Origin of the sequence: Nitrogeniibacter aestuarii, assembly GCF_017309585.1 — a bacterium.
In the GTDB taxonomy this organism is placed as follows: Bacteria; Pseudomonadota; Gammaproteobacteria; order Burkholderiales; family Rhodocyclaceae; genus Nitrogeniibacter; species Nitrogeniibacter aestuarii.
In genome coordinates, this window is sequence record NZ_CP071321.1 from 4,445,632 (window position 1) to 4,457,434 (window position 11,803).

General features: G+C 57.5%; 8 protein-coding genes and 1 pseudogene. 6 read left to right on the plus strand and 3 right to left on the minus strand.

Going from position 1 to position 11,803, the window contains the following annotated elements:
• Positions 1 to 326: 326 nt before the first annotated feature.
• From J0W34_RS20685 to J0W34_RS20695, 3 genes are all read right to left on the minus strand, one after another.
• Positions 327 to 1,349 carry a FecR domain-containing protein gene (locus J0W34_RS20685; RefSeq protein ID WP_227818161.1) on the minus strand — a complete coding sequence of 341 codons (1,023 nt, stop codon included), beginning with the start codon at positions 1,347 to 1,349 and terminating at the stop codon, positions 327 to 329.
• Complete coding sequence (locus J0W34_RS20690) at positions 1,346 to 1,885, minus strand: sigma-70 family RNA polymerase sigma factor (RefSeq protein WP_227818160.1); 540 nt, start codon at positions 1,883 to 1,885, stop codon at positions 1,346 to 1,348. The genes J0W34_RS20685 and J0W34_RS20690 overlap by 4 nt, the downstream gene beginning before the upstream one ends.
• A gap of 426 nt (positions 1,886 to 2,311) precedes the next feature.
• Entirely contained in the window at positions 2,312 to 2,695 is a 384-nt protein-coding gene (locus tag J0W34_RS20695) for a hypothetical protein (protein ID WP_227818159.1), read from the minus strand.
• A 489-nt stretch (positions 2,696 to 3,184) separates the two neighbouring features.
• Here J0W34_RS20695 and J0W34_RS20700 point away from each other — a divergent pair, with 489 nt between their 5' ends.
• The 6 genes and pseudogenes from J0W34_RS20700 to J0W34_RS20725 all read left to right on the plus strand — a co-directional run bounded on the left by J0W34_RS20700 (position 3,185) and on the right by J0W34_RS20725 (position 11,747).
• Complete coding sequence (locus tag J0W34_RS20700) at positions 3,185 to 5,089, plus strand: ATP-dependent nuclease (protein ID WP_227818158.1); 1,905 nt, start codon at positions 3,185 to 3,187, stop codon at positions 5,087 to 5,089.
• Positions 5,090 to 5,177: 88 nt separating this feature from the next.
• The gene (locus tag J0W34_RS20705) at positions 5,178 to 7,430 is read left to right on the plus strand and encodes an nSTAND3 domain-containing NTPase (RefSeq protein ID WP_227818157.1); all 2,253 of its coding nucleotides are present in this window, start codon (positions 5,178 to 5,180) and stop codon (positions 7,428 to 7,430) included.
• A gap of 195 nt (positions 7,431 to 7,625) precedes the next feature.
• Positions 7,626 to 9,058 (plus strand): annotated as a pseudogene (locus tag J0W34_RS20710) (IS1182 family transposase).
• 432 nt (positions 9,059 to 9,490) lie between these two features.
• Positions 9,491 to 9,985, plus strand: a complete 495-nt coding sequence (locus J0W34_RS20715) for a hypothetical protein (RefSeq protein ID WP_227818156.1) — start codon at positions 9,491 to 9,493, stop codon at positions 9,983 to 9,985.
• Positions 9,986 to 10,147: 162 nt separating this feature from the next.
• Positions 10,148 to 11,305 carry a GGDEF domain-containing protein gene (locus J0W34_RS20720; RefSeq protein WP_227818155.1) on the plus strand — a complete coding sequence of 386 codons (1,158 nt, stop codon included), beginning with the start codon at positions 10,148 to 10,150 and terminating at the stop codon, positions 11,303 to 11,305.
• 211 nt (positions 11,306 to 11,516) lie between these two features.
• Entirely contained in the window at positions 11,517 to 11,747 is a 231-nt protein-coding gene (locus J0W34_RS20725) for a DUF2789 domain-containing protein (protein WP_227818154.1), read from the plus strand.
• Positions 11,748 to 11,803: the final 56 nt, after the last annotated feature.

Sequence of the window (11,803 nt, forward strand, 5' to 3'; positions counted from 1 at the left end):
TACCCCTTTTCAGTCGTTTTCTGGTTCGAGTCACGGACCGGAACGCGTCAGCGTCCGCAGGCCGACCACCGCCCCCGCGCGGCGGCGGGGTCGGGCGTCGGCAGGGGATTGGCTGGTGCCGGCACGCGGTGCATCCCCGGGGGCGATGGGGGCGCTCGCTGGCGGCATTGGCTACTCGCACGCCCCGGTCAAGCGGGGGGCGTGCAGGGCGACGATGTGTGAGTCCTCACCTGGTCAACCGGATGAGCGGGAAAAATGTGGAAGCCATGGGTGAAATTTTTTCGGCCCGGTGCCGCGCACGCCCTTGCCTGCAGGGTGTCGGGGCGTTACCGGGGCGCCGTCGATGACCGGCCGCGTGCTTCGATGGAGGTCCACCAGGGCAAGGTCTGCTCCACCCGGATGGGCAGCGCCTGCGCCAGCATGGCCAGGGTGCCGTCAACGTCGTCCAGGGGATAGCTGCCGAGCACCGACAGGCCGGCCACCTCGGGCGCCACGGCGATGTGGCCACGGCGATAGCGGGCGAGTTCGGCCACCACCTGCGCCAGGGGGATGTCCTGCGCCAGCAGGACGCCACGCGCCCACACCGCCCGCGCGAGGTCGGCCGGAGTCGGCGGTTCGATACGCTCGGCGTTGAACACCACCTGTTGCCCCGCGCGCACCACGCTGCGGGCGGCGGTGTCGGCCAGCACCAGCTCCACCGCACCTTCATACACCGCAAGCTGCGCACCGCCGTCGTCATCCAGCCGCACATTGAACCGGGTGCCGAGCGCGCGCAGGCGCCCGCAAGCCGTGTCGACCACAAACGGCCGGCCCGTGTCGGCGGCTGTCTGGATCAGGATCTCCCCGGCACGCAGACGCAGGCGGCGCAGCTCGGGCCGGTAGTCTTCATCAAACGCACTGGCGCTGGCGAGCCAGACCTGTGTGCCGTCCACCAGCACGTCCTTGCGCCGTTCGCCCGTGGCGGTGCGGTGGTCGGCAAAGGCCGCGGCGAACGGATCGACCCAACCAGCCGCCGGCCAGCCGAGCACGCCCGGCACACTACCCAGCCCCGCCAGGGCCGCAATACCGAGCAGGAGTGTTCGGCGCCGGGCCACCCGTCGATGGGCAACCTGCAGCGCATCGGCCGCCAGACGGGGGGCCGACACCGTCTGCAGAGGGGCAAAGCGCTGGCTGACGCGCTCGACGAAAGCCCAGGCCGCCCGACATTCGGCACCGCTGGCAAGCCAGGCCTGCCAGCGCTCATGATCGGCCTCGCTCGCGCTGCCGGACTGGAACAACGAAAACCAGGCGGCGGCCTGCTCCATGGCCTCATGGCTGGGCGCACACAAGGCCTGCGGCGTGATGCTCACGTCTGCCCCGGGCGCGACTCGGCCAGACCGGCGGCTTCGAGACGCACGCAGTGGAACATGGCCTGGGTGATGTAGGTGCCGACCGTACGTGAACTCACGCCCAGTTCGCGGGCGATTTCCTGATGCGTCATCCCGCAGGCGGTGGACAGCACGAATGCCCGTGCGGCCTTCGGTGGCAGGCTGCGCAGCATGGCATCGATCTCCTGCAGCGCCTGCAACACCAGATATTGGTCTTCGGCGGAGGGCACCTCGGCTTCCGGCAACGCAGACAGGGTATCCAGCCAGGCCCGCTCGACCTCACGGTGCCGCCACAGGTCGACGCACAGCCCGTTGGCGACCACCCGCAGATAGGCGCGCGCCTCCGGCTGGCTGTCGAACTGCCGGGGCGAGCGGAGCAAGCGGATGAACGTGTCGTGCGCCAGATCCGCCGCCTCGGCCGCATCCCCCAACCGGCGCCGCAACCAGCCCTGAAGCCAGTGGTGGTTGTCCCGGTAGAGGCAATCGACAGAAAGCGAAGGCGCGCAGTCGGTGGGCATGAGGATCGAATCGGCAGTGGATATGCGCTATTGCAAATGCGAATTATTTGCAATTATCCACACCGATATCACCCGGCGCAAGCCCGACAACCGACACCGGGACTCAGGGCTTGCAACGTCAATGCTTGATCCGGATGGGAGTCAGGCCAGAGTCAGACGGGGGCCAACGTCGGTGGTCGGGCAGTGGTGCCAAGAGCGCTGTATGGAGGCCTCTCCGCTTCAGCGACTGCTCTTCGGCCTGAGCACCTCAATCAACCCCACAAAATGTAGACGTTGATTGCCGCTCAGCCTCTCACATCTGCGGAAGACGGGTTTCGGCGCGGCGAATGCAAACGGCCACCTCAAAGGGGGCGCGTCATTGCCAATGTCAGCCGGGGGAAACTACGCGCGGCACTTTTCAGGTGGTCTGAATCGCCAGGTTTCGGCTCATTCTGCGTCACGCCCCTTAATCAAGTACCAAGCCCCCAAGATGACAAACATCACGCCGCCTGCAATTGGCTTCCAGCCAAGCTCCCAATGCGATTGATGCGCGCTGAACAAAAAGGCAACGCCCATGAAAAGCGCAATAGCTCCCATGACTCTATTGCGCAAACCGAAAGACTTGGATTCTCGAATTTCGCGCTCCTTTTTCGCGTCTTCTTCGAGCGTCTTCTGAGTCGAGAAACGGGATACGTAGCCCATCGTCCAAAGACCCAATACTGCGAACACCATTGTCACAATGACCGTTATCGGCCGGTCAAACCAGACGGGCACTGATGCAACGGCAACGCCTAGAAACATCAAACCAACGATAGCGCGCAGAATCCACATCGCCGCTCCTGAAATATCAACACAGCCGACCACAATATACGCCGTGCTTTGGCGGCTGGGCGCAGAGTAGAGCCATTCAGAACTGCCGACATGTCGTAGCAGAGTGTTCGGGGCTTACTACCCTAAGGGCATTCTGCTATGTGGCCACCCAGAGTCCCTCGATGAATCAACCAGCACTAAGCCTTATGGCCATTTCGTTCTGCCCCCAAGCGACCGCTATTGGCCAAAGATTCAGATTCGTGACTGTTTTTCTGCGGTCATTGGATGGGGAAGTGCTCCCAACGGCGAGAGCTCGGCCATTTCGGACAGACGACTAGCTCCGAATGAACGACAGTTTTAAGGCGGACAACAGACCTTGATACCAACTTGGCGTGAAGGACAACTAACTGATGCGTAAAGGCTAACGTTCGAGCCTGTGCTTCCGAAAGAAGACTCCCATGGCAACTTCATATTCGACGTCGCGCTGATTTATTATTCAGACATACAGAAGTGCACGCTTCGTCTTACACACGAGGTTCAGGCTTCGTTCATATTGGAGGTCAGACATTGAGGCTACAACGCCTGAAGGTTCACAACTACCGCAGCATCCGCGACTTGGACCTAGAATGCCAGAATATGGTGACGCTGCTTGGGCCAAACAACCACGGCAAGTCCAACCTCCTGTCTGCCTTAGAGTTCGGTCTGTCTACCTCGGCCAAGCCGACGGAAGCGGACTTTTTCACCCACCGCGAGGACGATGTTTTCTGGGTGGAGATGACTTTCTGCGAACTGACGGACCAAGAGAAGAATACCTTTAAGCGCTACGTTCGCTCTGATGGCACGGTTCGCGTGCGCAAGACCTGTCGCAGAAAGGACGATGGGTTGAAGGCCGCCTATAACGGTTGGGTCGAGCAGCCCGACGAAGTCTGGTTGCGTGGGGAGAACGCCGGGGATTACAGCAGCCGGGAAAGGATCGGCGCCACACCCCTCAAGGATTTGGTTCCGCCCGAGGGCCGCGTCACCAAGGTGATGGTGGAGGAGGCCCAACAACATTACATCCAGGCGCACGAGGCGGAACTTCACTTCACCGAGGCCCTAGAGGAAGGTGCGTTTTTGGGGCAGGCGAACATCGGCGGTGGCACCCTGCCAGATTTTTATCTGATACCCGCCATCCGGGACCTCACCGAGGAGATCAAGATCAAGGCCACCACGTCCTTTGGCCGTCTGCTAAGTCGTTCCATCCGGGAGATGGCGGAACGTGATGAACGGTTCATCCAAGTGAAAGACCAGCTGAAGGCCTTGATCACCTCCCTCAATGACCGTCAAGTGACTGTGGCTGACAAACCCAACGAGCTGCAATTGCTGGAACAGGGCATAGAGGAAGAGCTGCAAACCTGGGGCGTTAAGGTCAACATCGAGGTTACGGCCCCCGATATCGAACGGGTTTTCGAACTGGGTACCGACCTGCACCTAGACGACGGCATCCGAACTACAGCCGACCGCAAGGGTCATGGCCTACAACGGGCAGTAATCTTCGCTCTGCTCCGCTCCTGGGCCAAGGCCCTGAGAGCCAAACCCGAGGGCGAGCAGGAGCTGGCTCCGCGAAAGCAGTCCGAGTCGGTCATATTCGCCATGGAGGAACCCGAACTCTTTCTCCATCCCCATGCCCAGCGGCGCTTGGCGGCATCCTTGCGGGACATCGCCACTACTCCCGAGCACCAAGTCTTCCTGTGCTCCCATTCCACCCATTTTGTGGATCTGGCCCACTACCAGGAAGTCGCCATCGTCAGTAAGGAAGACCCCGTGGCTGGCAGCCGGCTACGCCAATGCGTCGTCGAACTGTTTGAAGAGGAAGGCCTCACCGAGCGCAAGAGGCAGTTCCAAATGGCCCAATGGATAAACCCAGACCGGGCCGAGATGTTCTTCGCACGCCGCGTGGTGTTTGTTGAAGGAGAGACCGAACGGGTGCTGCTGCCCTATTTGGCGGAGCGACTCGGGGTGATCGATACCGATGTATCAATCGTCGACTGCGGCTCCAAATACAACTTGCCCCTCTACATCACCATTGCAAAGGCTTTCCAACTGCCCTACGTAGTGATCCATGACGAGGATCCAGTGCCTGATCCTATTCCAGCAAGTTGGGATGATGACAAACGTAAATCGAAGCAGCGGACCTTCGAGTTGAATGCTCATATGGCCGCCCTTGTTGAGACGCCGCTCGGTACGCTTGAGGTGTTGTCACCCGATTTCGAACAGGCGAGCGGAATTTCAAAGAATCAGGGAGCAAAAAAGGGCAAGGCTCTTGCCGCCCTAGACCACTTTGTCGGCCTGGATGTAGACGCCATCCCAGAGCGGCTGAAACAGATCGTCCAATCCGCATTCTCCAAGGGAAAAGAACAGTCCGCCGCTCAGTGAAATAGGCCCGACACTGCGTTAATGAGTGATGCTTCTATCTGATGAAAACGCAACCATACAATCCCATCCCAAAGAGTTGGTGACAACCATGTCTGATTATGACTTCAAGCCACTAAATGACAAGGAGTTTGAAATCCTATGTGCTGATCTAATTGGTGAGGTCGAAGGCACTCGGATCGAGCGATTCAAGGCAGGTCGGGATGCTGGTGTTGACGGACGTTTCTTTTCAAGTGAAAGCAAAGAGGTGATCCTGCAGTGCAAACATTGGAGTAACACGCCGTTTAGACAACTTCTTCGTGCATTAGAGTCCAAGGAGAAGCCAAAGCTTGACAAGCTTAAGCCACACCGATATCTACTAGCAATTTCTAACTCGCTTTCGCGCGCGGACAAAAAAAAGATTCAACGAGCACTTACTCCCCACATTGCCTCAGAACGCGACATATATGGAAAAGAGGATCTAAACGACTTACTTAAAGATAACGCTCACATCGAACAAAGGCACTACAAGCTCTGGCTTCATAGCTCCAACATTCTTGGGCATATCGTCAACAGCGCCATTTTGGGAAGAAGTGCCTTTTCGCTTGAGGAAATAGTTAGATCGTCCTCGCGGTATGTCGTCACCGAGAACCACCAGGCAGCTCTGAATATATTGGCCAAACTAGGCGTGGTCATAATTACAGGAGAGCCGGGAGTTGGCAAGACTACATTAGCAGATCATCTATGCTTACATTATGTCGCCAAAGATTTTTCCTATTTGAGAATTGCCGACGATATTCGAGAGGCCGAATCGGCATTCGATCCAGACAAAAAGCAAATTGTGTACTTTGATGATTTCTTGGGACGAAATTACTTGGACGCCCTTAGGGGCCACGAAGGCAGTCACATTACTCAATTTATTCGACGAATAGCAACCAACAAAAATAAGCGATTCGTACTTACATCAAGAAGCACAATCCTAAGTCAAGGCAAATTCCTAATTGATTCACTTGAGCACAGCAATATTCGAAGAAACGAATACGAAATAAGAATTCAATCTCTTACCGAACTAGACAAAGCGAAGATTCTTTACAACCATATTTGGCATTCAGAACTTGATAACGAATACATCGAGGAGCTCTATTTTGAAAAGCGGTATCGAAAAATCATTGGACACAAAAATTTCAATCCTCGTTTGATCAGTTTGGTTACTGATGCTTCGAGACTAGAAGTGTGCCCACATGCTGACTATTGGGAATACGTCCGTGAGTCTTTAGACAATCCATCCCAAGTTTGGGAAAATCCTTTCGTCGCGCAGCAAGACGACTTCGCCCGCGGAATTATATTGCTAGTGGTACTCAACGGGCACGCTATTGATGAAAGCGCCCTCGCTGAGGCGTACCATCGATACATCGCCTGTCACGAGAATCGTCACCTTCATGGTCGGCACGAATTTCAGTCCAATATCAGGTTGCTTACGGGATCATTTCTCAATAGAGCAATATCTTCACATGGGCCATCGACAATCGACCTTTTCAATCCATCTATCGGCGATTACGTGTTGAGACGATATGCTGAAGATATAGTCGCATTGCGCCTTGGATTGCAGAGCCTTAGAACTATTCGATCAACGATAACATTAGCAAGCCTTCGGGGCGACGGCTTGCTGTCTAGCATTAATGTAAGGACGATCTGCGAAGCATTGTTTGAGCATTTTGCCGCCACCAAGTTTAACGAGGTAAGTGTTGCTTATATTTCGGCTCTCGTTGACGTCTATATGCGATGTGATGACATAAACAAACCGCCGTCGTCGGCCTCGTATTCAGCTGTCTTATTCATCCTCGAGAAAGGACTGGGCGATGCGACTGACCACGCGTTTAGGAGCATCGAATGGGGATTAGGTCAACTCATCGTAACACCTGAGCACGCTTTGAATTTTGTCTCTATCAACATTGAAAATACTCAATCAGCGATCGAAATAAAAGCTATGTCATCGCTTTTGTTGGCGATCCCGAAGGAGATCTCAGGATATGCCGAAAACGTACAAGCGGCAAAAGAGCACGTTCTAGATATCGTATCGGATTGCTTTTCCGATTTCATCGATGTGTACTCCGCGTTTTCCCGAGTCGATTACGGCGAGGTTGGCGATGCTAGCTATGAGTTGGAGAAATTGATTAAACAACAGTTCATTGACCTTGGTGTGGATGTCGATGCCGACGACGTCGCGCGTGTTTTGGATTCCTATGACGTGGAGGATGCGTTGCGCAGCTATTTTGAGAATTCCTACGATGGTGATGATCGGAGAGACGAAGGGCCGACAATGCACGCCGTCGACGAAGTCGAGGATTTATTTGATAGAGGCTGAGGAACGTCGTACGGGCAAGGTCGGCGATCGGCCGCAAAGGCCGAGTCGCTTCCGTAGGCCGTTCGACAGCTTTCGAGGTGGAGCACCCGCTCTGGAAACAGCTTTCTCCGAATCCTCACCGGCCGGTAATGGCCGAGGCTGTGTAAAAACAGCCCTCATGGCATGATGTTCGCATCATCAGGATGATCAGATGCCATGAAGCGATTCATTGAAGGGCAAAGCCGCATACAAGGCAGCTTGCTGCCGGAGACGCTGGATGACTTTGTGTCCGAGACCAATCCGGTTCGCGTCATTGATATCTTTGTTGATGAACTCAATCTGCGACAGTTGGGTTTTGCTGGTGTCGAGCCGGCGGAGACAGGTCGGCCGGCGTATCACCCGTCGGTGCTGCTCAAGCTACATCTACGGCTATCTGAACCAGGTTTCAGTCAAGTCGGCGCTGGAGCGCGAGGCGCAACGGAACGTCGAGTTGATGTGGCTGGTGGGCCGTCTGGCGCCTGATTTCAAGACCATCGCCAACTTCCGCAAGAACAATCCGAAGGTATTCGCGGCGTATGTCGTCGGTTCGTTGTGCTGTGTCGGGAACTGGAGCTGTTCTCTGAGTCGGTCGTCGCCATCGACGGCAGCAAATTCAAGGCCGTCAACAACCGAGATCGCAACTTCACCAGTGCCAAGCTGCAGCGGCGCATGAACGAAATCGAAGCAAGCATCGAACGCTACTACCTGGCCGAGATGGATACGGCGGACCGTCGCGAGCCCGAAGTGGCTCAGGTGAAGAAGGCGCGGCTCACCGACAAGATCAAACATGCTGAAGGCGCGAATGAAAAGAGCTCGAGGCCATCGGCGCGGAACTCGAGAACACGCCCGACAAGCAGATCTCCCTCACCGACCCCGACGCCCGCGCCATGAAGACGCGGGGCACCGGTATCGTGGGCTACAACGTTCAGACGGCCGTCGAGACGAAGCACCATCTGATCGTGGCGCACGAAGTGACCAACGACGGACTCGACCGGGATCAGTTGAGCAAAATGGGCAAACAGGCTCGCAAGGTCATGCGGGTGGAGTACCTCACTGCCATTGCGGATCGGGGGTATTTCAAGAGTCAGGAAATCCTCGCCTGCCACAAGGCCGGGATCGTGCCGCTTGTGCCCAAAAGCATGACTTCCAACGCTAAGGCAGACGGCCGGTTTGATCGAGCGGACTTCGTGTATGACCGCGACAACGGCGAGTATGTTTGCCCGGCCGGCGAGCGCCTGATCTGGCGCTACACCAGTGATCAGGCTGGACTGAGGGTGCATCGCTATTGGAGTTCGAAATGCCCGACCTGTCCTATCAAATCACGATGCACTCCCGGGGACTATCGACGCGTCAGTCGCTGGATCCATGAGGAAGAACTGGAGGTCATGCAGGCGCGGCTCGACGAAGCGCCTGAGAGTATGCGCATCCGTCGTCGCACCGTGGAGCATCCGTTCGGGACGCTAAAGGCATGGATGGGCGCAACGCATTTCCTGACCAAGGGACTTGAACGCGTGAAGACCGAGATGAATCTTCACGTTCTGGCCTACAACTTGAAACGGGTGATGAATCTGATGGGAAATGAGGCCTTGATAAGAGCGATCCGGGCCTGATCAGGCCTTTGTTCGGTCGCAAATTCGCAACTCACCTCTCGCCGACGGAATCGATTGACTCGGGGACGTCCTGAATTTCTCGATCCAGGTGCGCGTCCAGAGGCGTTTTTACACAGCCTCGGCCGGCTGCAGAAGCTCAATCGTTACGGCCTGACTGACAGCAACGACCGAGCACCAGTCACCTGATCATCGTCGGCTCGTCAGCCCAATCCATTGACCAGCCGTGTGCGCACCGGACCGCTCCGCACTTTCCCCTACGCCCGAATCCACTGATTTGCACCACCGGCCGCAACTGTCTCCAACGCATTCACGCCACATTCAAGTTACAGCGCCCCGCCATGCCCGTATGCTAGCGATGCATCGATGCCGGATGCGCCGGGCGTCGGCCTTGATGGCAACGATTCACCCCACACACAGCAAAGCGAGACCCGAATGGATTCCGAAACCCCCGTCGAGAAGGCCAACATCGATCAGTGCATCCGCAAGCTGAACACCCGGCACAAGCAGCGCCTGGGGCCGGTCGGGCCGCCGTTGGGGATGTTGTTGATTCTGCTGTTCGCGATTGCGCTGCTGCCGCTGTTCCTGTTTCTCAAGTTCTTCAACACGGTGTATTTCTGGATCCGGCGACAGAAGCCGATCGATCCGAAGCCGTATTTCAATTACGACCGGCATCGTCTGGCGCACCTGCGTTTTGCCGACAAGGTGTGGTGCGAGTATTGCGAGTGGGCCAATGGCTCGCTGCAGTGGGCGCTGGCGATCACCAACGAGATTGAGCGGCGTTATTGCCCGATCCAGAATCAGTGCCACCCCCATTGCGAGAAGGCCAAGGCTTGGCGGGATGAGTTTCTGGTCTATCAGCACGACAAGAACGATATCGAGCGCTACTACGACGAGCGCTATCTGCAGGAGTCCCGGCTCGATGATTGAAGGCTAGAAACCGGGAGCCATGAAGGCGTCATGACGGGCCCGTTCTGACGCCATTCCCGAAATCGGGAATTCCCCTCTGGCGCGCTTTTTTTCAGCGTTTTCGCTTTTACATTCAGGCCGGAAGGGTGACAATGCAGTATCACCCTCAGATGCCGTCGAACATTGGCCGCCTGCCATCCCCTGACGCTCGCGTTCGCCGATCGCGCGCTGGAATCCAGCTACCTCGAGTCGTCTCTCGAGCGGGAGCGTATTCAGGGGCGCGCCGCCATCATCGTCGGCAGTCTGGTGTACGTGCTGTATGGCGTGCTCGACCGCTGGCTGGTGCCCGACGATGCGAAAACAGCCATCTGGACGCTGCGCCTGTCGATGCTGCTCGTGCCCATGTTTGTTTACTGGGCCAGCTACACCCCCCTGTTCAACGCACACCGCCATGTGCTGCTGGCGAGCGTCGGGTTGGCGGCCGGCGTGGGCATCATTGCCATGCTCACTTTCCTGAGTGTCGAGAGCGCGGCCTATTTCTACCCCGGGCTGGTGCTGGTCACCTTCTATACCTACAACTTTGTCGGCACCCGCTTCATCCACGCCCTGTGCATCGATTTCGCCCTGCTGCTGGGCTACAACATCGTGTTCGGCGCAGTGCATGCGTATCCGTTCGAGGTGCTGGCCAGCCACGACTTTTTCATCCTCTCGGCCAACCTGATCGGCGGCACGGCGGGCTACCTGAACGAAAAGCAGAAGCGCCTGCTGTTCCTGCGCGAGCGGGAGCTGAACGAGGAGCGCCACAAGCAGCTCACCCGTGCCCTGCATGACTCACTGACCGGCCTCCCCAACCGGGAGCTTCTGCATGACCGGCTTGAGCAGGCGCTGATGCGCGCCCAGCGCGACGAGGTGACCTACTGCGGCTACTTCATCGACCTGGACGGGTTCAAGAGCGTCAATGACCGCCTGGGGCACCAGATCGGCGATCAGTTGCTGCATCAGGTGGCACAACAGCTCAAGAGAACGGTGCGTCAGTCGGACACGATTGCCCGGCTGGGCGGGGACGAGTTCTTCTACCTTGCCGAAGGCATCCGGACCGAAGCCGACGCCACCGCGCTGGCACACAAGATCATTCAGTCCATCGAAACGGCCATGGGCGATGTCGCCGCTGACCTGCCCCTGGGGGCCAGCATCGGCATGTGTCTGTTCCCCTACCCGGGCCTGACGGAGGTGTCGGACATCATCCGTCAGGCCGACCACGCCATGTACCGTGCCAAGCTCGGCGGCAAGGGCGTGCCCGTGCTGGCGACGGGTGATCTGGAACTGCAAACCTCGACCTGAGGGCGCCTGGGTGGTGTCAGCGCCGCACGACCCATCTCACGACTGTCCGGCGGTCGATTTGACGTGACCTTGGCGGATGACGGCAAACAGGCCGTGACTGTCAGAACCGGCCGACAGACAAGCGCGGCCCGGCCTCCTATATTGGAATCATGTTGATGCGCCGCGTCATGCGCGCCGCAGCCATGTCACAACCCCGACAGGAGGAATTTCCATGGAGAAGCCCGTACACACGATGAGGAGTCTGTTCGATCAGCTCGGCCTGCCGAGCGACAACGCGTCCATCAAGACCTTCATTGCCGAGCATCGGCCCCTGCCGGATGCCATGCGCCTGTCCGACGCGCCGTTCTGGAGCAAATCGCAGGCCATGTTCCTGCGCGAGGAGCTGATGGACGATGCCGACTGGGCGATGGTGATCGACGAGCTCAACGCCGAACTGCACTGAAACGAGAAAGCCGCCACGAGGGCTCATGCCGTTCAGTTAAGGCACGGCTCTTCCCC

Bases quoted from the DNA above. Each gene is read 5' to 3' on its own strand.
- J0W34_RS20690 (WP_227818160.1), bottom strand. From the start codon at position 1,885: ATGCCCACCGACTGCGCGCCTTCGCTTTCTGTCGATTGCCTCTACCGG.
- J0W34_RS20705 (WP_227818157.1), top strand. From the start codon at position 5,178: ATGTCTGATTATGACTTCAAGCCACTAAATGACAAGGAGTTTGAAATC.
- J0W34_RS20725 (WP_227818154.1), top strand. From the start codon at position 11,517: ATGGAGAAGCCCGTACACACGATGAGGAGTCTGTTCGATCAGCTCGGC.
- J0W34_RS20715 (WP_227818156.1), top strand. From the start codon at position 9,491: ATGGATTCCGAAACCCCCGTCGAGAAGGCCAACATCGATCAGTGCATC.
- J0W34_RS20695 (WP_227818159.1), bottom strand. From the start codon at position 2,695: ATGTGGATTCTGCGCGCTATCGTTGGTTTGATGTTTCTAGGCGTTGCC.